The 20,348-nt window shown below is 45.4% G+C and carries 18 protein-coding genes, 1 tRNA gene and 1 riboswitch; of the genes, 6 read left to right on the top strand and 13 right to left on the bottom strand.

Features of this window, described 5'->3' with window-relative positions:
- The first annotated feature begins 65 nt into the window (after positions 1–65).
- Both ACTHUR_RS06940 and ACTHUR_RS06935 read left to right on the top strand, forming a co-directional pair.
- Positions 66–659, top strand: coding sequence for a type II secretion system protein GspG (locus ACTHUR_RS06940; protein WP_128581235.1), 594 nt, complete (start codon positions 66–68; stop codon positions 657–659).
- Positions 660–948: 289 nt separating this feature from the next.
- Positions 949–1,404 carry a ProQ/FINO family protein gene (locus tag ACTHUR_RS06935; RefSeq protein ID WP_128581234.1) on the top strand — a complete coding sequence of 152 codons (456 nt, stop codon included), beginning with the start codon at positions 949–951 and terminating at the stop codon, positions 1,402–1,404.
- Between the two features lie 309 nt (positions 1,405–1,713).
- Here the strand turns inward: ACTHUR_RS06935 and ACTHUR_RS06930 are convergent, their stop codons facing one another.
- Positions 1,714–3,288, bottom strand: a complete 1,575-nt coding sequence (locus ACTHUR_RS06930; RefSeq protein WP_440361197.1) for an inorganic phosphate transporter — start codon at positions 3,286–3,288, stop codon at positions 1,714–1,716.
- 153 nt (positions 3,289–3,441) lie between these two features.
- On the opposite strand from ACTHUR_RS06930, the gene ACTHUR_RS06925 reads away from it, so the two are divergent.
- Positions 3,442–4,545: an anhydro-N-acetylmuramic acid kinase gene (locus ACTHUR_RS06925; protein WP_004519614.1), complete on the top strand. Its 1,104-nt coding sequence runs from the start codon at positions 3,442–3,444 to the stop codon at positions 4,543–4,545.
- 63 nt (positions 4,546–4,608) lie between these two features.
- Here ACTHUR_RS06925 and ACTHUR_RS06920 read toward each other — a convergent pair whose 3' ends face one another.
- The 9 genes from ACTHUR_RS06920 to rlmD form a co-directional block, all read right to left on the bottom strand.
- Positions 4,609–6,168 carry a TerC family protein gene (locus ACTHUR_RS06920; RefSeq protein ID WP_004519613.1) on the bottom strand — a complete coding sequence of 520 codons (1,560 nt, stop codon included), beginning with the start codon at positions 6,166–6,168 and terminating at the stop codon, positions 4,609–4,611.
- A 451-nt stretch (positions 6,169–6,619) separates the two neighbouring features.
- Entirely contained in the window at positions 6,620–6,988 is a 369-nt protein-coding gene (locus tag ACTHUR_RS06915; RefSeq protein ID WP_004519611.1) for a hypothetical protein, read from the bottom strand.
- A gap of 271 nt (positions 6,989–7,259) precedes the next feature.
- A tRNA-Asn gene (locus tag ACTHUR_RS06910) sits at positions 7,260–7,335 on the bottom strand.
- Positions 7,336–7,433: 98 nt separating this feature from the next.
- A complete protein-coding gene (locus ACTHUR_RS06905; RefSeq protein ID WP_003679682.1) occupies positions 7,434–7,793 on the bottom strand; it encodes a roadblock/LC7 domain-containing protein in 360 nt (119 codons plus the stop codon).
- A gap of 39 nt (positions 7,794–7,832) precedes the next feature.
- Complete coding sequence (locus ACTHUR_RS06900; RefSeq protein ID WP_003679679.1) at positions 7,833–8,474, bottom strand: hypothetical protein; 642 nt, start codon at positions 8,472–8,474, stop codon at positions 7,833–7,835.
- Position 8,475: 1 nt separating this feature from the next.
- Positions 8,476–9,012 carry a GTP-binding protein gene (locus ACTHUR_RS06895; protein WP_003748733.1) on the bottom strand — a complete coding sequence of 179 codons (537 nt, stop codon included), beginning with the start codon at positions 9,010–9,012 and terminating at the stop codon, positions 8,476–8,478.
- A gap of 10 nt (positions 9,013–9,022) precedes the next feature.
- Positions 9,023–10,126, bottom strand: a complete 1,104-nt coding sequence (locus tag ACTHUR_RS06890; RefSeq protein WP_004519610.1) for a response regulator transcription factor — start codon at positions 10,124–10,126, stop codon at positions 9,023–9,025.
- A gap of 23 nt (positions 10,127–10,149) precedes the next feature.
- Complete coding sequence (locus ACTHUR_RS06885; protein ID WP_049336025.1) at positions 10,150–11,625, bottom strand: hypothetical protein; 1,476 nt, start codon at positions 11,623–11,625, stop codon at positions 10,150–10,152.
- Between the two features lie 124 nt (positions 11,626–11,749).
- Positions 11,750–13,075, bottom strand: coding sequence for a 23S rRNA (uracil(1939)-C(5))-methyltransferase RlmD (rlmD, locus tag ACTHUR_RS06880; RefSeq protein WP_039862086.1), 1,326 nt, complete (start codon positions 13,073–13,075; stop codon positions 11,750–11,752).
- A gap of 140 nt (positions 13,076–13,215) precedes the next feature.
- On the opposite strand from rlmD, the gene ACTHUR_RS06875 reads away from it, so the two are divergent.
- Positions 13,216–14,277: a L,D-transpeptidase gene (locus ACTHUR_RS06875; protein WP_039862112.1), complete on the top strand. Its 1,062-nt coding sequence runs from the start codon at positions 13,216–13,218 to the stop codon at positions 14,275–14,277.
- A 95-nt stretch (positions 14,278–14,372) separates the two neighbouring features.
- Here the strand turns inward: ACTHUR_RS06875 and queC are convergent, their stop codons facing one another.
- Positions 14,373–15,032, bottom strand: a complete 660-nt coding sequence (queC, locus tag ACTHUR_RS06870; protein ID WP_004519606.1) for a 7-cyano-7-deazaguanine synthase QueC — start codon at positions 15,030–15,032, stop codon at positions 14,373–14,375.
- A 3-nt stretch (positions 15,033–15,035) separates the two neighbouring features.
- Positions 15,036–15,081: riboswitch (PreQ1 riboswitch) on the bottom strand.
- Positions 15,082–15,152: 71 nt separating this feature from the next.
- Between queC and ACTHUR_RS06865 the strand changes: the two genes are divergently transcribed.
- Entirely contained in the window at positions 15,153–15,752 is a 600-nt protein-coding gene (locus ACTHUR_RS06865; protein ID WP_039862085.1) for a CDP-alcohol phosphatidyltransferase family protein, read from the top strand.
- Positions 15,753–15,803: 51 nt separating this feature from the next.
- Here ACTHUR_RS06865 and ACTHUR_RS06860 read toward each other — a convergent pair whose 3' ends face one another.
- Both ACTHUR_RS06860 and ACTHUR_RS06855 read right to left on the bottom strand, forming a co-directional pair.
- Positions 15,804–17,450 (bottom strand): Pycsar system effector family protein, encoded by a 1,647-nt coding sequence (locus ACTHUR_RS06860; RefSeq protein ID WP_224783392.1) that lies wholly within the window; start codon positions 17,448–17,450, stop codon positions 15,804–15,806.
- A 382-nt stretch (positions 17,451–17,832) separates the two neighbouring features.
- Entirely contained in the window at positions 17,833–18,117 is a 285-nt protein-coding gene (locus ACTHUR_RS06855; protein WP_004519602.1) for a PepSY domain-containing protein, read from the bottom strand.
- 438 nt (positions 18,118–18,555) lie between these two features.
- Between ACTHUR_RS06855 and ACTHUR_RS06850 the strand changes: the two genes are divergently transcribed.
- Positions 18,556–20,298 carry a bifunctional alpha/beta hydrolase/class I SAM-dependent methyltransferase gene (locus ACTHUR_RS06850; protein ID WP_039862081.1) on the top strand — a complete coding sequence of 581 codons (1,743 nt, stop codon included), beginning with the start codon at positions 18,556–18,558 and terminating at the stop codon, positions 20,296–20,298.
- Positions 20,299–20,348: the final 50 nt, after the last annotated feature.

Genomic DNA, 20,348 nt, shown 5'->3' with positions numbered 1-20,348 from the left:
TATTTATATGATATTATGATATGGTACTTTTCAGACGGCCTTAAACTATACATCCGGACCTTACAATGGAAAATACTGAAAACCACACATTCGTCGCACCACCTGCCAAAATCCACACAGCCGCTTATGTCCTTGCAGGCGTTTCCTTTATTCCGCTCATCGGTTTGATCTTCGGCATAGCGGCTTTGGTTTTAAGTATATTGGGATGGCGCAAACGCGGTGCAAAAATCGTTGCCTTGATTGCCTCCTTAGGAATGTTATGCACCGTCGCGCTTTACGGCGCATTGTTTTATTTCGGCTTTGTTCAGCGAGGAGGCATGTACGACGAACTGAGGCAGCAACTGACGGTAAATACTTTGTCTAGTTTGGTTTCCGAAGTCGAATTCTACCGTCTGCAACACGGTGTCTATCCTGAATCATTAGAGCAGCTCCAAGAATCTCAGCCAAACAAGCCGATATTTATGTATGATACGAGTACTACGCCTCTGAGTTCCGAACCGCTCCGACTGTTTTATTACGAACGCAGTGGCGATGCTCATTATTATTTGCGTAGTGTTGGCAATGATGGCAAAGCGTTTACTGCTGACGACATCCTGCCTAATATTGAACAGTCCGAAAACAGCAAAATCGGCCTGCTTTTGCAAAAAGAAGTCCAGTAAAGATTATCGCATAGGCATTTCAAACCCTCTTCTTAAGCTAGCAAAATATGAAGCGCTTCATCTGTGCACTTGAGGTCGTCTGAAAACAAATATGGCAGATTGTGCCGAACATTTTCAGACGACCTTTCATAACGCCTATTGAGATAAGTGTGCCAGCTCGTTTGCAAAATAAACATTTACAATCGAACATTCTCAGAAAAATTTAGCCAAATCACAGTCTTTATACTACAATAGCACCTTATTGCCGTATGACGAAAATACGGATTTATATTAGAGGAATACAACCGCAATGGCACAAGAAACCGCTTTGGGCGCTGCGCTGAAATCTGCCGTCCAAACCATGAGCAAGAAAAAACAGACAGACATGATTGCCGACCACATCTACGGCAAATATGATGTATTCAAACGATTCAAACCGTTGGCCGTCGGTATCGACCAAGACTTGGTTGCCGCCCTGCCCCAATACGACCCTGCACTGATTGCACGCGTACTGGCCAACCACTGCCGCCGTCCACGCTACCTGAAAGCCCTGGCTCGCGGCGGCAAACGTTTTGACTTGAACAACCGCTTCAAAGGCGAAGTCAGCGCAGAAGAACAAACCATCGCCCAACAGCACCCAGCCGTTCAACAGGCATTGGCTGCACAAGCCGAACGTCAAGCCGCTAAGGCTACCGCTGAAGCAGAAACGGCTCCTACTCAAGCTGAGACCACGAAGCTGCTGAATAATGTTCAGACGGCTCGATAAGGCTCATACTAAATAGAAAAACCCCAATTCAATACGGCACTTAAACGTCGATGAATTGGGGCTTTTTTATTGCCTTAACCTTATAGTGGGCTAATTAAAAATAGCTTTGTTTGCCCTCACTAAGCCCCAAAATCTTTTCTAAGCTATTCCCAATAAGATATTTCTCTATTACCTTGATTATTCTTGTATCAGTTCAAACATTGAACAGCATTATTTGTTCAACATTAAAGCAAATTAAAATCTCCTCTTATGAACATAAAAGGCCGTCTGAAATATCTTTCAGACGGCCTTTTTAAATCAAATAATCAATTAAAACACTGTTTGCAAAACCAAATAGCTGACAACAGACAAAACGGCAGCAGCAGGCAAGGTAATAACCCAAGCAAGGCCGATCGGTTTCATCAATTTCCAGTTGGCATTGCGGTTAACCAAGCCAATACCCAAAACTGCACCCACCAAGATATGGGTACTGGAAACAGGCAAGCCCATAAATGATGCTGCCATCACAACAGCGGCAGCAGAAAGCTCTGCTGAGAAGCCTGACGCGGGGTGCATTTCTGCCAAGCTGGTGCCTACGGTTTTAATCACTTCTTTACCGACAAACCACAAGCCGACGATCAAAGCGATACCGAAAGTCAACATGGCAATCGGAGGCACAGCGTTTTGAGCGGTAATGCTGTTGGTACGCAACACATCCATAATCGCGGCAAACGGACCAATCGCATTGGCAATATCGTTCGCACCATGGCTGAATGCAAAACCGCAAGCAGTAAATACCTGCATCCATGAGAACATTTGGAAAGTCGATTTATCCAAATCTTTGCGTTTTAAACTTTTGGCAAATACAAACGTACCCATCCAAATAGCCGCGCCGATCATGAAAATGGTCAGGAAGCTGTTGACATTGCTCATACCCAAATGCAGATTTTTCAGACCTTTGAAAATCAACATGGCCGCAATCATCATGCCGCCGACAGAAGCGATAAACGGCACCCAGGAATGCAGGGCTTTATAAGAATCTACTTCGCCCTTACGGCTGTCAAAGCGGTGCAGACCGCGATAATACTCAGACTGCAATTCTTCAGGATCAAAGTCCGGCTCATCATAAATTTGGGCATCGTGCGCCATTTTGGTGGCGTATTCGACTTTTTCAGATTCACTCAAGGCTTCAAAAAACAGGCGGTGTTCTTCTTTATAGGCTTTCTTCTCCAACTTGATGCCTTTGAGCGTATTATCGGCCCAAGAGTTGTAGTCCAAAACGTTTTTCTTAATTCGTGAAAACAATAGATAGGAAACGATGCCACCTAATACCGGAGACAAAATCCAAGACAAGGCAATTTCGCCCAACTTGTCCCATTGAATCAGCGCAATGGAATCCACACCGTTCAATGCCGCCATACACAAGGCACTACCGACGATACCGCCGATAATGGCGTGTGTCGTAGAAACCGGCAGACCTTTGCGCGATGCAAAAAGCAGCCACAATGCCGCAGCCAAAAGCGCAGACATCATAATAAAAACAAACTGCATCGGATCCAGATGCATGCCATTCAAATCGACAATACCCTTACGGATGGTATCTGTTACCTCGCCGCCGGCAATCACTGCGCCGCTGACTTCAAATACTGCCGCAATCAGCAAAGCTTGCGGAATAGTCAATGTGCCGGAGCCGACACTTGTACCGAAAGAGTTAGCAATATCGTTACCACCCACATTAAACGCCATGAAGACGCCGAAAAAGGTAGCAAGGATAAACAGGCCGGAGTGGTTGTAGTGGGTATAACCCAGGCCCCAATAAATAAAATAGCCGACCATGCTCACAAGCATAGCGGCAAAAACCGTATTAATCAGCTTCAAGTTCGCACTCGACTGAGTTTGAGCCATGGAAAGTTTCCTTTTGGAAAACATGTTGAGTCACGTTATTTTAACCTCTTTGTAATCTTTCTTGCACCAACTATTTACATTAAATGCCGAAATTCCCGTAAAAACGTCAAAAGGCGTTAAAATGTCGCTTTACCTTCTCTTTCTGTAACCGAAATGCAACCCCAATACTATATCGGCATCATGTCCGGAACCAGCATGGACGGTGCCGATGCCGTACTGATTCAAATGCAGGGCAAGCAATGGCAACGAGCCGTTGCCCACAGCTTTCTACCCTATTCAGACGGCCTGCGCCAAGAATTGTTGGCACTACAAGACATAGGCGAAAATGAATTGCACAGAAGCAATATCCTGGCGCAAACACTCAGCCGCCTATACACCCAAACCGTCCAACAACTATTGGCAGAACAAAACCTGTCGGCCAAAGACATTGCCGCAATCGGCTGCCACGGACAAACCATCCGCCATGCGCCTGAATACGGTTACAGCATTCAACTGGTTAACCTCTCCCTGTTAGCTGAACTGACCGGCATTTTCACTGTCGGCGACTTTCGCAGCCGCGACCTTGCCTGCAACGGTCAAGGTGCACCCCTCGTCCCAGCCTTTCACGAAGCGCTGTTTCGAGATGCGAATGAAACCCGAGCCGTACTCAACATTGGAGGCATTTCCAATATCAGCATCCTCCCGCCCGACAGCCCTTCTTTCGGCTTCGATACCGGCCCCGGCAATATGCTGATGGATGCATGGATGCAACATATCTGGCAGCAGCCTTACGACAAAAACGGGGAAAAAGCCGCACAAGGCAAAATCCTCCCCGACCTGCTCGCTTCCCTGCTCGACCATCCTTATTTCAGCCGCCCTTATCCCAAAAGTACAGGCCGAGAGTTGTTTTCCCTAAGCTGGCTTCAAGGCCGTCTGAAAGGTAATGAAAAGCCGGAAGATGTGATACGCACATTGGTCTTTTATACCGCACAAACCATTTTTGACGCGACCAAACAAGCTGCTCCGGCGATTCATAATCTTTACATCTGCGGCGGCGGCATCCGCAATCCGGTTTTGATGCAAGACTTGGAAACCCTGTTTTCTCCCGACACCAAATTGCACAGCACAGCCAAGCTCCATCTTGACCCGCAATGGGTCGAAGCTGCCGCTTTTGCCTGGCTTGCAGCCTGTTGGTGCAATCAAGTTCCGAGCAATCCCTACCATGCAACCGGCGCACATTCACACCGAATTTTAGGCTCGGGACATTACGGTAACTAAAGTCGGATAAATAAAAAGGCCGTCTGGACATTTTCAGACGGCCTTTACTATATTAGCTTTTACTTATTCTTCTTCCGGCAAACGATTGATTTTTACACGGGCAATCCGTTGTCCGTCCTTCTCAACCACTTCAAAACGCCAGCCATGGTAATCGATGAAGTCGCCCACATCAGGAATACTTTGCAATTCTTCCATAATCAAGCCGGCAACGGTATGAAAATCGGCGTCTTCCTCTTGAGCAGGCAGATTTAACTGAGAAGCCAATTCCACATACTCCAATGCACCATCCACAGACAGCGTTTCATCCTGACTGGCCGGAGCAGCTTCTTCTTCCTCACGCTCAAACTCTTCGGGGAATTCACCGGCAATGGTTTCCAACAAATCTTTCATGGTCACCATACCCAGCACCGCGCCAAACTCGTCCACCACCAACGCATAATCCGCGCTGCTTTGACGGAACAATTCAATCGCATTCAACGCCGTCGTACTGTCCGGCAAAATTAATGGCTGGCGCAAGGCCGTCTGAATATTGATTTCTCCGGATTCAAGCAGCTGGTTCAGCAAATCTTTTTTACTGATATAGCCCAAAGGCTCATCTACACCTGCTTTACCGACAACCAACAAACGGCTATACGGTGTATTTTTCAATTGCGCATTTTGTTCTTCCCGACTTTGGGAAATATCCAATTTCTCGATTTCCCGACGCGGAATCATCACGCCCATAATCGGACGCTCCGCCAAAGTCAGCACGCTGCGAATCATGGATTTTTCGTTTTCTTCAAAATGCTCGTCATCGCCGCCATTATCGCCTGCTTTTGCCAAAATGCTTTCGCGGATACCCATCATACCCAACACATTTTCAGCGGTGCGCTTACGCCAAGAAGTGCTGATGTAGTCATTTTTGCGGGCATTCTTTTGCGAAACCTGATTAAACAGTTCGATCAAAATCGAGAAGCCGATCGCCGCATACAAATAGCCTTTCGGAATATGGAAATGGAAGGCTTCCGCAATCAGGCTGAAACCAATCATCAACAAGAAACCCAAACACAACATCACAACGGTCGGATGCTTGTCCACAAAGGCAGTCAACAGTTTACTGGCGGAAATCATCACCGTCATCGCCACAACAACCGCACCCATTGCCACCACAATATGATCCACCATCGCCACTGCTGTAATAACAGAATCGATAGAGAAAACCGCATCCAAAATCAAAATTTGCGCCACAACACCCCAAAAAGAAGAATGCTTCTTCTGTCCTTCAGCAACCGCAAATTGATTGTGGCCTTCAAGGCGTTCGTGCAGCTCGGTAGTCGCTTTATAAAGCAGGAAAATACCACCGGCAAACATAATCATGTCTTTGCCGGAAATCTCCAGACCACCCAGCTCAAACAAAGGGCGTGTCAGTGTCATGATGTGTGCCATGAAGCCCAGCATAAAAATCCGAATAACGACAGCCAAACCCAAGCCCGTTATCCGCGCCCTATCCCGTTGCAACGGTTTGACCTTGTTTGCCAAAATTGCTACGAAAACAAGGTTATCAATACCTAAAACAACTTCCAAAACCAGAAGCGTGGCAAAGCCTATCCAAGTATGCGGCTCGGCCAACCAACTGAAATCCATAATGATTGCGTTCCTTTAAAATACAAAAAGGCAGCCGTTCCGCTTAAAACGGACAGACTGCCAAATTTCGGGCATAGATAAAGGGAAGAAGCGGTATAACAACTACTCTGCTCTGCGTCTTTCATGAAAAATTTATGCCCCGGCCAAAAATAATGGCAAACAGTTTATCAGTTTGGCGAAAGAAAGGCAAAGTCTGACAGCATATTTTCTTTTAAAAACAGCCTACCGCTGCCAATCAATCACTTTCTCCAGCTTTAACAAAAGGAATCGGTCGATGTATTTGTTGATCATAGTTTGTTCGGTTTGCTGAAAGAAGATTCTTATAAGGAATTCCCTAAATGCCTGGGTAAAAACTTAGTTTTTTTACTAAGGTCTCAAGCCGTCTGAAAATTGGGATTTTTTCAGACGGCACGGTTTATATAGACAATAATTTTCTTAGAAAATATAACGATTATATTCTTTCAGAAATTACGGATATACTTAATCTCCATACAGTTAAAGTAATTAATCTGCCATCTAAATAAGAATATTCTAATTGAAGAGCATCATCTTCAAAGCAAATATTTCCAGCTGTAAATGTATTGCCATCTAGCCTACCTGTTATCTTATATTGTGTACTATCACCTATTCTTTCAAAAGGAATAATAACAGATTCATCTGTATTAACCTCTTCCAATATAAACTCATCAATAATGAAATAGTCAAGTTCCACATTGTAAACTTTATTCACTTCAATAGCCATTGGACAACAATTAAGGAAACAATATAGATCGTTATTTTCTATAGAAAAATATGCAAATTCCTCAATTGTTTCATCCATTTTTTTAGCTTTGCTGAGTAAATCATTTTTAACCTTTCATAAATTATTTTACTTCATAAATTGTTTTATCTTTTGGATTGCTACGATTTATAGCTTTCCAAAACTCTTTTCCACTTTTCACATGGATGGTTGTGATGGCACTTTAATAATTTGTTCCTATAAAGGCTGATGAATTAAGTGTAATCATTTAATCAATTATCATCAAAATATCTTAAAATATTAACCAATAGATAAAATAAAAACCACCATACAAGATGGTGGTTTTCAAATCTGGCTCCCCGACCTGGGCTCGAACCAGGGACCTGCGGATTAACAGTCCGTCGCTCTACCGACTGAGCTATCGGGGAATTAAAGATGAAATTATATAGAAAATATCAGAAACCTGTCAAGAAACAATCTATATAAAAACAAAAATATTTTTATATCTTTTTAATTTATAAAACTTTTATAAGATTTCAGCAATTTGTTTGGCCGCACGTTTCGCATCCAACAAAATCAAGCCCAATTTACCGCTTTCTTTTGCCATCAATGCCAACACTGCATTTTCACCTGCTTGACTCAACAGAATATAGCCATTTTTACCTTTAACCATTACCTGATCCAACTCACCGCAAGCCAACTCATGTACGGAACGATTGCCCAATGCCAGAAGCGTTGCCGACATCGCACCTACACGATCTGCATTCAAGTGGGAAGGCAGCATGGTTGCGATCGGCAGGCCGTCCGTAGAAATAACTGCAGAAGCAGTGATATCAGCAGAGGTATTGTTCAAATCGCTTAATACAGAGATTAATAGTTGTTGCATAGTCGCTCCATTCTAAAATAAATATCGGTCAGGCAAAAATCAACGGCTGCCGTATCGGTGGTACAGCACTTTAACCAAAGTAACAAAAGCCTCTTTATTTAAGTCAGGCATTCCGCCAATTACCAAAATCAGCTTGGTCATGCCAATATACAGCGGGAAAAAGGTCAATTCACTTTGGCCTGAAGGATCACAAATACCCCATGCGCTATTATTGATATGCAGGTTATTGCGAATCAAAAGACGGTGATTGTCTTCCATTTTGGCCACTTCGCTCGCCAAAAGACCCAACTCTTCCGCAGCCTCGTGATGGAAATTGGCATTGGCAAAATACAAACCGTTTTCATCAGCCAATAAAGCTTTGCCAGAATTGGACAACTGTTCCAATAATGTAGGCAATTGCTCGTCAGTCAAATGGATATCGTCTGTGCTGATTTCTTCATCACCATACAAAAATTCTAAGCGTTGGAGGCGGTATAGCAGGTTCAAAGCGGTATTGATGTCGCTGGTATCCGCCCACGCCAAGATTTTTTCGCTGCTGATGGTTTCAGACGGCTCTGCACGCAACAGACCATACAATAAAGTTCTGCTGGCACTGGGCGTATCACTTGAAACAGCATAATACGCACCCGCCGGTGTAATCTTAGGATATAAATTTGCTTGTAAAGAGAGTGTCGCTTCCATCTTATACCTCTAATCCGGGGTCAATTGAGAACAACATGGCAGTAACCAATTGTTTTACATCGTCTTCTCGACGCGCATCAATCTCAAAAACCGGTACATTAAAATTATTCTGTGCTAAATATTTTTGATAAACATCCACGCTTGGTAAAGATCGGATATCCATCTTCGTTACCCCTACAACCAGAGGTGCTTTTTTCAGCAACTCCCGGAATGCATCCAAGAAGAATTGCAAGTCTTTCAATGGATTGCTTCTTGTATTATCCAAAAGAAGCACTAAGCCCATACTGCCTTGGCTCAGAATTTCCCACATGAAATTAAAACGCTCCTGACCAGGCGTACCATAAAGGTGAACCTTAGTTTCCTCATCCAAATGAATGACACCGTAGTCCATTGCTACAGTTGTGTACCCCTTGCGGACAAGTGTCATATCAGATGCAGATGCATCGGTTTGAACCGGTGGTTCATCAGATAAAGCTGAAATTGCAGTGGTTTTACCTACGCCGACAGGACCGGTAAAGATAATTTTATTTTCTTTCATGACGTGTCCTTTACGATTTGCCCAGCAACTTACGCATCAGGCGTTGCAACAGGCCACGAGGTTGTTCTTTAGACGGACCGGCAATTTTTTGAGCCTCTTTGCTCATTGCTGTTTCAGGTACGTCTTTGCTATTCACATCAATCTGTTCGTTCAACGAAGGCGCATTGTGCGCATCAGTTGCAAACTCTGTATCTGTCGCCAAAAAGCCTGTCATATATGTTGCCGATAAATAATTCAAAATATCAGGCATCTCCAAAGGCATGACTTTATAGAGAACATTCAGATTAACAGATGTTTTCGTCAGAAATGCCGACAGACGCATAGATTCCGGAACATGTGCCAAACGGGTTAAATTTGGCCAACGCTTGAGTGTAAAGACAGTTTGCGGCGTCATCGGATAAATCAGACGGCCTGATGCAGTCCAAATAGCCATTTGCCACAAGCATGACATAATGGTGACTTTGGCTTTTTCTTTCCATTGAGGATTATCAGGAACAGCCTTACACACGACAGCCAAGTTATCGTTCTTACACAATTTCTCCAACTCATTGGCACTAACTGTCAACAGTACTCGCTGGATACTAGGAAACACGATTAATATCGGCTTACCTTCATGCAGGACGGCAAGATCTTGGTGTCCTTGACTGGCAAATTTCAGCGCACCCAACAAGCCTTTATTTGGATTAAATCGGCGAATGGTTGCTTTTCTTGTGCCATCGGAATTTGATTGTCTTTTATTCTCTTCGGCCGCTTGTTGCTCAGACGGCTCAAAAACATTGCCGCCTTGAGCCAGGCTGCGCAAAACAGGAAACAAGGTATCAAATTTGACCGGCTTAGCCAAATAAGGAGTCGTTACTGTCGGCAACTCGGAAGAAAACATCGCCACAGGCACTTCCGGATAAGTTTTCTTCGACTCTTTCCAAGCTTCTACACCTGCCGGAGTATCGGTATCAACCAATACCAAATCCGGTTTTTCATCAGAATCAGGGGAAACGATGACGTAATTCGTCGTATTGTGCATTTTAAATGCCATACGGAATACCGCCTGCTGTTGCTCACCCATCTCCTGTAACATAACCCGTATGGTTTTAATTTTTGGTAAATGATTATTCATCACTCGTACTTTCTACGATTATCTTATTTTTTTGAATATTGGTTCATTCGTTGCAAGAGACGGCTCATTGCCAAGACAACCTCTTCAGGCAGGCTGACAACACGTTCACGCAACAAGCGCAGAAATTGTTCCAAACGTCCCCAATCTTCAACGCGTTCGTACAAATCAAACAAGATAATGTACAACTGCGATTCTTGAGGATACTGCAAAACAGCCTGTTCCAAAGTACCGATGGCCAAATCCAACTGACCGTAGGCCAACAAAGATTCCACTTCTTTCAGAGCTTCATCAGCAGGTGAAGAGCTGGCACTGATAACTGAAGAGTCTTTTTGAACCAACTCACGATATTTGGCTTTCATCTGCAAAGAACTTGGCTGAATATAACCGCGCTTTAAGCCAATCTCTTTAATTTGCTGTTCAGACGGCCCTTTTTCCAAATCATCAAAAATTTCGTGATAACCAAGGCTATAACCCCAGCCAAGCATACGTTCTTTTACTTGACGGCCATATTGACCCAAAGAGTGGTAAAGCTTCCACAGATGCTTGGCAAACTGCCCTACTTCTTCATTCTGATAATCCAGACGCAAGGCATCGATAATGAGACCAGCAGGCTTCGCAGAAGTTTGGATTGCTTTATTGTATTGATGCAAAGCAGTCTCGTAGCTGATCTTATCTTTCAGGATTTTTGCACTACGTTCCGGTTTGGCAAAACCAATAACCGCACCCATCTCTTCAGGGCTAATTTCACCAAAATCTTTCTTGCCTAATACGATAGGCGCACGTTTACCCATACCTGGAACGACAATGCGTTCAATCGAGTCGTTCTCAAAGGCAATATGCTCGTCGGAAGCAACTTCCAAACCGCTTTGTTCGCCAATTTGACGGTCCACTTCCTGCATATTCCAACCAAGATGATGCTCGGCGAAAACACGCAGGCGCAGGTTAGTAGAATCCAAAGCCAGACCGGCTTTCAGGTATTCGGCTACGCTGTCTTCAGAAAGGGAAGTACTATGACGCTCAAGCGTATCCGCCAGCATGTCGATATTGCCAACTCGCAGATTCAAACCAATCAATTCATGAACCAGTTTTTCTGGAGCGCCGTCTTCCAAGGTATTGAGATAACCGGCCAAAGACTCCGCTGCTTTACTTTCATAGCCGAACTGTTTATAAACCTGATATTCGGTCAGCGGATCGACTTCTTGTGCGGAAACAGAAGCCGTTGCATCGTTTGAGCCGCTTCCGCCCCATTCCCAGTCTTGATTATCCGCATTGGAAACTGTCTGGTTGACTTTCTCAATCCAGTCGTTTCCATCCTCAGAGGAGGCTGTATGAGCAGCAGATGTACGGCCGCTTTTTGATGCATGTGCGCTTTGTTTGTCTGAATTGTTACTTTGTTTATGACGAACAAAAAACAACACCAGCAAAAAAAGCACCAGCAAAAAAATAGTTAAAAGTTGATAGTTCAAGAACACCTCCCGGTCTTGTGCTGCAAGCTGCATTTATTAACATCTGTTGCTTTACACGCAACTTCAACGTTATTAATTCCCCAAACGAATGATGATAACATGAATGCACTCATTTTTACATTAAAAACCCTACTCACATAAAGGACTTGATACCAATTTACAACTCAAACACACCAATGGATTCAACATGCGAGGTTTGTGCAAACATATTCATGATTCCCGCTGCCTTAAACTTATAACCCTTATCAACCAAGACACCGGCATCTCGTGCAAATGTTGATGGATTACACGAAACATACACTATCTTCTGAGGTAAAAATGGCTTATGTAGCGATTTGACAACAGCATAAGCCCCACTTCTCGGCGGATCCAGTAGCATCTTGTCAAATTTTCCCCATGACTCAACAGTTTTTTCATCGGTATCGAACAAGTCGGCAACAGAAAACGTCATATTCTCGGCACAACGATTCAGGCGGGCATTTTCCCTTGCCCTATCTACCAAATAATAAGCGCCTTCAATACCGACAACCGATGCGCCACTTTTCGCCAGCGGCAAACTAAAATTGCCCAAACCGCAAAACAGATCGGCAATCCGCTCCCCTTTTTGAGGGTTTAAAAGTCTGACCGCCCTTGCCACCATCACTTCGTTCAGCTGCGCATTAATCTGCGTAAAATCACCGGGTTTGTAAGGCATTTCTACATCAAATTGAGCAAAATTATAGTTCAGAGCAGGAGCATTCTCGGGATAAAACGGCAAGGACTCGGCATGATCCTGCAACCATATTTGCCATGCCTTTTCAGCACCCGACAATATATTATCAAACCAATTACGCAATTCGCTTAATATTTGTCCAAACGGTTGATTTATGAAACGAATGTTGAGCGCTGTCACATTTTTCCCGCAATAAAACTCAACAAATTTCACTTTTACACCGTCATCATGCAGCTTTTGCAGCAAATTGCGGACATCAGGCAATCTATCGGACACATGCTTAGGCAAAATATGGCAATGGCGGATATTGACGACATCATGGCTTTTTTTGGCCTGAAAACCGAGGTTCAGACGGCCTTGTTTATCCACCGAAACACTTAAACGCGCTCTATCGCGATAATACCAGGAGTAACCATATAAAGGAGGTAAAATTATTTCCGGCTTGACCTTACCTATCCGTTCCAACTGCTCTTCCAAAATCCGTTGCTTTAACGCAACTTGCGCTCCGAAAGAAACATGTTGAAGCGAACAGCCGCCACATGTATCAAAATAGCAACAAGCTGGCTCAATGCGTTCGGAAGAAGGTTTTAAAACCGTTTCGACCTGAGCTTCTGCAAACTGCTTTTTTTCTTTATGAATGGCAAACGTTACACGCTCTCCGGGCAGCGCACCGCCGATGAATACAGTCTTTCCATCGACTCTGGCAACACCCCTGCCCTCATAATCCAAAGAAAAAACTTCCGCCTCTTGATACCGTTCTTTCACACTCATACCGTTTCCGTCAGACAGCCGCTTACCGGCCGTCTGACTGTCTTCCAATACCGAAAGCGCATATTTTCTCACAAAAACACAGAGTTTCAGGTATCATGCGCCAAAAACTTTCATTTCAATCCCTACAAAAAAAAGACGACATGAAAAAATTATTCCTTGGCCTGACAGCCGCCCTTCTGACCTCGGCCGCTGCTGCAAACACACTTATTCCAGACGTCTCCCCCGCCTCTTCCGGACAACACGTCGTTATCAATATTACGCAACAGCGTTTGTTCCTCTACGACAACGGTAAACTGAGCAAAATTTATCCTGTTGCCGTCGGCAAAGCCATGACCCAAACCAATCTGGGCGAACATAAAATCGGTGCAAAAGCCTACAACCCGGTTTGGCACATCCCTAAATCTATCCAAAAAGAACGCAATGACGGCGTTAAAAGCGTACCGGCCGGCCCAAATAACCCGCTGGGCCCGGTATTTGTCCGCCTTGGCGACCCTAAATTAAGCCTTGGCATTCACGGCACCAATGCCCCTGCCAGCGTACCCGGCGTCCGCAGCCATGGTTGCGTGCGCATGAAATCGCCTGATGCATTAGAATTCGCCAAAACCATCGCAACAGGTTCTCCTGCCTCCGTTATCTACCAAATGGCGAGCCTGAACGAAGATGCCAACCAAAACTTGTGGCTGGCTGCCTATCGTGACCCATACGACAAGAAAAACCTTGATACGGCTGCCCTGAAAAAAAGCATTGCCGCTTGGGCAAAAGCGCACGGTAAAACCATTCCAGCCGCGCGTGTGGATGCAATCCTGAAAGGACGCACCGGAGCGGCAAACTGTCTGACCTGCGCCAAAGGCGTGAAACTCAAATCGCCTTTGAAATCTTTGGCATGGACCAGCGGCACGGATGCTTACAGCAAACCTAAAGTCATGCCGAAACAGGCTCCTGCTAAAGATGTGGTATTGCCTCAAGGTACTGAAATCGAAGTCGATGCTACCGACGATGCAAACAAGGCAGCATCCGAACCGAAACAAAGCGTTCGTCCGACTCCGGTGAAACCGGCAAAACCTGCTGCCAAACCGGCAACCACTCCGGCCGACGCTCCTGCTTCTGCAACTAAAGCCGCTTCCGAACCGGCTACTGCCCCAGCCTCTGCTCCTGTGAAAGATGCTCCGGCAAGCAGCGAGCCGGCAGATTTGCTGTTCTAAGCAGAACAAAATACATAGCCAAAGGCCGTCTGAAATGAATTTTTCAGACGGCCTTTTCGTACAACTGGCTATTGGAAATATATGCCCCTCTTGATTCAGACGGCCTTTTTACTTTTCAAATACTCCGACAAACCACGCTCGCGCAAAATACAGCTCGGACATTCATGACAACCACCGACCACGCCGTTATAACAGGTATGCGTATGCTCGCGAATATAATCCAACACACCCATTTCATCCGCCAATGCCCAAGTTTGCGCTTTGGTTAAATACATCAAGGGCGTGTGGATTTGAAAAGCGTAATCCATGGCCAGATTCAATGTGACATTCATCGACTTGACGAACACATCGCGACAGTCGGGATAACCCGAAAAATCGGTTTCGCACACGCCGGCAATGATATGGCGTATTCCCTGCCCTTTGGCGTAAATGGCGGCATACAGCAAAAACAAAGCATTGCGTCCATCTACAAATGTATTGGGCAGGCCGTCTGAAGCTGTTTCAATAGATACCGTATCATCCATCAAGGCGTTATGCGTAATCTGTTGCATCAGGCTCAAATCGAGTACCGTCTGCTTCACGCCCAAATCTTGGGCAATCCAACGCGCGCGCTCCAATTCGATGGCGTGGCGTTGCCCATATTGAAAAGTGATGGCCTGCACATTTTCACGGCCATAGGTTTGAATTGCCTGAATCAGGCAGGTCGTTGAATCCTGCCCGCCCGAAAAAATAACGAGGGCTTGCTGTTTTTCCATTGTAAATTCCTAGTTTTGTTAACGCGGGAGGTTTGCGAACCGCGTGATTCGAAGATTGACGGATTATAACGGATTTCGTCTATAATCACGGCACTTCGTTTTCTTTTATTCTGCATAATGATGAGTATCTACGCCCTGAAACCAAAATTCCAAAACCTGTTGCGCCCCATCGTTAAGAGACTGTATCAAAAAGGCATTACTGCCAATCAGGTAACCCTGTTTGCCTGCGCCGTTTCCATTTTGCTCGGTTTGCTTTTAGCATTGTTTGCAGGTGTATCCACATTATTCTGGCTTTTGCCGATCTGGTTGTTTGTCCGCATGGCACTGAATGCGATGGACGGTATGCTGGCACGGGAGTTCGGTCAACAATCGGCATTGGGTGGCTATTTGAATGAAATCACCGATATTGTCGCCGATGCTGCTTTGTATCTGCCTTTTGCCTTCATCGCGCCCTTCGGCGGCGTACAAATTGCCCTGTTTATTTGGCTGGCGGCAATGACTGAGTTTTGCGGCGTTTTGGGACAAGTTCATGGCAACAGCCGGCGTTATGACGGGCCATTCGGCAAAAGCGACCGTGCATTCTTTATCGGTGCATTGGCAGTATGGTATGCAATCGCCGGCAGCTTCCATCCGACTTTCTATATCCTTATGTGGCTGGCCTGCGCGGCATTGGTTTATACCTGCTACAAACGTGTCATCAATGGCTTGAAGGCCGTCTGAAACCATAAACTATCGGTTTCAGACGGCCTTTTATCCGTCAGCGAAGATCACTTACTGTTTACCCAGTTGACTGTAATCTACCAACATATACTTGGCAGTAATTTTCTGCGAAGCATTACCTTCGTCACCCATTAGAATCATTTGAGGCTTGCCGTTAACGGTAATCGAATCAACAGCTTCAACGTTGGTGATGTGTTGCAGATTAGGCAGAGAGATTTTTTGCTGTTCATCGGTCGGGTTACCGCTCCAAGTCCACAGTTGTGAAAATTTCTGTCCATTCTCATCCTTCACTTCATTGGCAATCACGTAGGTTTTCAACACAGGATCATAGTTGAGGGAACGGATACCGCCGCCATCAATATCAATCACCGCCACTTCATCAAATTCAGGTTTGGCATTGCGCTCAAACACATCTTTCGGATTGCTGATAAATGCGACCAAAGCCATATTGTTGAACTCAGGATCACGGAAGCCCAAAACAAGACGTTTTTTCACCGGATCAAACGCCATGCCCTCAATATTGATTTCTTCAAAAGAAACTTCTGCCTTGGTTCGCTCACGAATCAAATCATGCAGCTTGTGATCGGTTTCCAAAACCTGCGTCAAATTGTCGTAACTGGTCAGCCCCAACACATTGCCGTCTTGGATTTTAAAGCGCATCAGATGTTCGCGGTCGGGTGAGCGGTTGCCTTTACGGGTGCGCGAATGTGAAGTCAGCGCGTAGATAAAGCCTTCATCATCGCGCGCCAAAGCCTCCAAGTCGCTGAGACGGCGTTTGAAACCGGTAATCACGCGCGTATCCAATGCCTCGTCTTCCACAAACCTGCCCGTTTTATCAATGCTGATGATACTGAATGCATGGTTGGGTTCGTCTTCCGCAATCAGCAAATTACCGTCCGGAAGCTGTTGTACGGCGGAAGGCTCGTACACACCGTTAAACATATTGATTCCCAGCGAACGCAGCTCTGCCGCATTGTTGGCCGGCGGTATCAGCAATGACGGCAATGTTTTCACGCCGATAAACGCCACCAGTGAAGCCAGCAAGCCCCAGCGGAATACCGCGTAAGACAAATTGATGTATTTGAACTGTTTGTCCGCCAACAAACCAAGCCAATAAAGATGGTCGCTCATCTTTTCATAGATTTGTTTACGGTCGCCCATAATCTCCTGCATCATTTCCCAATATTGATCTTTTTGCAGTTTCACACGGTCTTCATAAATCAAAATATTAGGTTGGCTGCCGCCAAAAAAGCGCGTTTCGGTACTACTGAGGCGGGTTTTCAAGTCCCGCAGCTTAGAACGGCCGCGGATAAAATCCTTAAACCATGTCCGCGCCGCCTGCATTTTGCCGATACGTTCCGGCGAAGCAGAAAGCAACGCAAACACGATAGATGCGGCGGCAGTAATCATAAACGTACTGGCCGGAATCAAAAATTCGGGCGACGATGAAAAAATAAACGCGCCCGAAATCATCAGAGCAGACACGATAAAACCATTCAGCGAAATCATAATATTCGCTTTGGTTGCCGCCAGCGCCAACAATTCCATCTCCGAGCGTACGGCGTTGCGGAACATGGTTTCCACGCCCTTATTCGTACCCAACAAATCAGGCGCATTCAAATCTTCGGCTTTATTTTTTTTCTTTTTTGCCTTGTCTTTTTTGCGTTTGGCTTTCTTTTCACTTTTTTCAGACGGCATCTCAGGATGTTCAACTGCTTCCTGACCTTCTACCTCCTCCTGAACTTCTACCGTTTCAGCCGCAACCTCAACTTCGTTTTCAACAGTATTGTTTCGATTGCGATCCCAAAAATCAACGTCCTGTTGGGAATCGGCAGATACGCCGTCGTTTAAAGATTTGTCTTGGTCGCCCATCTGCTTCGGCCGACCATTTTCCTTCCAATCATTCAAATCCATATCATGACTCCCAACATCAAACACTTTGAATTAAATGGAAAATAAAAAGCATATTTAGTTCATTTATTTTAGGTAATTTACATGTAGCTTACATTCTTTAAATACCTAAATAGCAAACTGCCGCAGAACCCCAAAGTCCTGCGACAACCCGCTTTGCATCAAAATATTAATAGTCGATGCGTTCTTTAATAATTTTCAAATCAGGATAAGACAAAACAATGTCGTACTCACGACCATCTTTAAAAGCCTCGATATCCAACACAGGCTGACCTCGACGGCTATCGGCTTCAACATCGTGAACTTGATAGCCGCGTTGTTCCAAAATTTTTACGGCTTTAGCACGATTTTGCTCGAAGTTTTTGTCGCTGTAGATTTTGTGTTCGATATAATCACTGGCACCGGCAGTAGCGGCAGACAAAGCAACGATGGCGGTCAATAAAAATTTTTTCATGTTTGATTTCCTTTTTAAATGTGTATTCGGGTTTCGATGGATGTATTAAAACATGACAAAATTAGCAGTTAATTAGTGCTTGGTTAAACGCAGTAAAGGCCGTCTGAAAACTATTCAGACGGCCTAAGCGATTCCCCTTCAGAAGAAATAAGAGAAAAAATTTGGCAACAATATGATAACGATAAGTCCCGTCTGACTGTGTTTCGTAAATTAATTGCAAAACAAAGAGTTTATGATGATATGTCGGTAGTAGTTTGTAAGGTTATCCACCCCCTATCTAACCCTTTTCACAATCACTGTCATCAGTTTTAAGTGAAATTTGAAACCATCTTTTACCATTTCTCTCCATCATTGCATTCGTCCGTCTATCGGATAGTCATTGCATTTATTCGATATGTCATGATACTGTTCAAAAAATATGAATATTAGGAGTTTCTCATGTCCGAACAGCAAAAATTCTTTTCTACCCAAGACGGTACTTCGCTTTTCTACCGCTATCGCCCTGCTGCTGATGGTTCTTCCGACAAAGCCATTGTGCTGTTCCATCGCGGGCATGAGCACTCCGGCCGGATGATGTTTGTGGCAGATGAGCTAGGTTTTGATGATTTTGCCTATTTTGCTTGGGACGCGCGCGGTCATGGTTACAGCCCTGGTGAACGCGGCGATAGTCCGAGTATCGGTACTTCGGTTGCTGATGTAGATGATTTTATCCGACACATTCAAAGCGAATACGGCATCAAACCTGAAAACATCTGCGTGATTGCACAAAGTGTTGGTGCGGTATTAGTTTCTACTTGGTTGCACGATTACGCGCCGAAAATCCGTTGCGCCGTATTGGCTTCGCCTGCGTTCAAAGTCAAACTCTATGTTCCGTTTGCCCGTACCGGTTTGAAAATTATGCAAAAATGGCGTGGCAATTTCTTTGTCAACAGCTACGTCAAAGCCCACTATCTGACCCACAATGTCGAACGTCAAAAAAGCTACGACAATGATCCGCTGATTGCCCGCGCTATTTCTGTGCGCATCCTGCTGGGTTTATATGAGGCGGCCGAGCGCGTCGTTGCCGATGCACAAGCGATTACTACGCCTATACAACTGTTGATTTCAGGCAGCGATTGGGTTGTTCATCACAAACCGCAACACGATTTCTACAACCGCTTAGGCAGCCATATTAAAGAGCGCCATATCCTGCCCGGTTTCTACCACGATACGTTAGGCGAGCAAGACCGTGAAATCGCATTTGTCGAAATGCGCCGTTTTATCCGCGAGCGTTTCAATCAGCCTTTGCAACAAGTCGATCTGACTCAAGCGCACTTGTTTGGAGACAGCCGTCGCGAAGCCGACGAACTGGCTACGCCTTTGCCTGTTTGTACGCCTCGCGGCGCATTTTGGGCAACATATCGCGCCTCGCTCAAACTGGGTTCACGCTGGAGTGAAGGCTTGAGAATCGGTCAAGAAACAGGTTTTGATTCGGGTAGCACGCTGGATTATGTCTACCGCAATCAACCGCAAGGCAGCAACGCTTTCGGTGTATGGGTGGACAAATACTATCTCAACGCCATCGGCTGGCGCGGCATTCGCCAACGCAAAGTCAATATCGGCAAAGCCATTCAGACGGCCTCAGCTAAATTGCGTGAAGCAGGCAAACCTGTACACGTTTTGGATATCGCGTCCGGTCATGGCCGCTATGTATTGGATGCCCTGACTGCCGACACATTGCCTGATTCCGTACGCTTGCGCGATTACAGCCCGATTAATGTCGAAGCCGGCCGCAAACTGATTGCAGAACGCGGCTTGCAAAACACGGTAACCTTCAATGAAGTCAATGCTTACGACCGCGCCAATTATCATGATTTACAGCCGCGCCCTACCCTAGGCATCGTCTCCGGCTTGCACGAATTGTTTGCCGACAACGATTTGATTTTAAACTCGCTCTACGGCTTTGGAGAAGCCATTGAAACCGGCGGCTACCTGATTTACACCGGCCAGCCGTGGCATCCGCAACTGGAAATGATTGCCCGCGCCCTGACCAGCCACAAAGCAGGCAGCCCAAACTGGGTAATGCGCCGCCGCAGTCAGCAGGAAATGGATCAGTTGGTTGAAAAAGCCGGTTTTGAAAAAATCCATCAATGGATAGACGAAGACGGTATTTTCACCGTGAGCTTGGCAGTGAAGAAATAAAAATAAAGGCCGTCTGAACAATTTTTTAACTTTCAGACGGCCTTATTTAA

It is taken from the genome of Neisseria sp. P0021.S007 (assembly GCF_051956855.1).
This window is presented reverse-complemented; position numbering and strand designations above follow the sequence as displayed.

Excerpts from the sequence above, each read along its gene's own strand:
- ACTHUR_RS06940 (WP_128581235.1), top strand. The coding sequence starts at position 66 with ATGGAAAATACTGAAAACCACACATTCGTCGCACCACCTGCCAAAATC.
- ACTHUR_RS06935 (WP_128581234.1), top strand. The coding sequence starts at position 949 with ATGGCACAAGAAACCGCTTTGGGCGCTGCGCTGAAATCTGCCGTCCAA.
- ACTHUR_RS06930 (WP_440361197.1), bottom strand. The coding sequence starts at position 3,288 with ATGGCTCAAACTCAGTCGAGTGCGAACTTGAAGCTGATTAATACGGTT.
- ACTHUR_RS06925 (WP_004519614.1), top strand. The coding sequence starts at position 3,442 with ATGCAACCCCAATACTATATCGGCATCATGTCCGGAACCAGCATGGAC.
- ACTHUR_RS06920 (WP_004519613.1), bottom strand. The coding sequence starts at position 6,168 with ATGGATTTCAGTTGGTTGGCCGAGCCGCATACTTGGATAGGCTTTGCC.
- ACTHUR_RS06915 (WP_004519611.1), bottom strand. The coding sequence starts at position 6,988 with ATGGATGAAACAATTGAGGAATTTGCATATTTTTCTATAGAAAATAAC.
- ACTHUR_RS06905 (WP_003679682.1), bottom strand. The coding sequence starts at position 7,793 with ATGCAACAACTATTAATCTCTGTATTAAGCGATTTGAACAATACCTCT.
- ACTHUR_RS06900 (WP_003679679.1), bottom strand. The coding sequence starts at position 8,474 with ATGGAAGCGACACTCTCTTTACAAGCAAATTTATATCCTAAGATTACA.
- ACTHUR_RS06895 (WP_003748733.1), bottom strand. The coding sequence starts at position 9,012 with ATGAAAGAAAATAAAATTATCTTTACCGGTCCTGTCGGCGTAGGTAAA.
- ACTHUR_RS06890 (WP_004519610.1), bottom strand. The coding sequence starts at position 10,126 with ATGAATAATCATTTACCAAAAATTAAAACCATACGGGTTATGTTACAG.
- ACTHUR_RS06885 (WP_049336025.1), bottom strand. The coding sequence starts at position 11,625 with ATGCAGCTTGCAGCACAAGACCGGGAGGTGTTCTTGAACTATCAACTT.
- rlmD (WP_039862086.1), bottom strand. The coding sequence starts at position 13,075 with ATGAGTGTGAAAGAACGGTATCAAGAGGCGGAAGTTTTTTCTTTGGAT.
- ACTHUR_RS06875 (WP_039862112.1), top strand. The coding sequence starts at position 13,216 with ATGAAAAAATTATTCCTTGGCCTGACAGCCGCCCTTCTGACCTCGGCC.
- queC (WP_004519606.1), bottom strand. The coding sequence starts at position 15,032 with ATGGAAAAACAGCAAGCCCTCGTTATTTTTTCGGGCGGGCAGGATTCA.
- ACTHUR_RS06865 (WP_039862085.1), top strand. The coding sequence starts at position 15,153 with ATGAGTATCTACGCCCTGAAACCAAAATTCCAAAACCTGTTGCGCCCC.
- ACTHUR_RS06860 (WP_224783392.1), bottom strand. The coding sequence starts at position 17,450 with ATGCCGTCTGAAAAAAGTGAAAAGAAAGCCAAACGCAAAAAAGACAAG.
- ACTHUR_RS06855 (WP_004519602.1), bottom strand. The coding sequence starts at position 18,117 with ATGAAAAAATTTTTATTGACCGCCATCGTTGCTTTGTCTGCCGCTACT.
- ACTHUR_RS06850 (WP_039862081.1), top strand. The coding sequence starts at position 18,556 with ATGTCCGAACAGCAAAAATTCTTTTCTACCCAAGACGGTACTTCGCTT.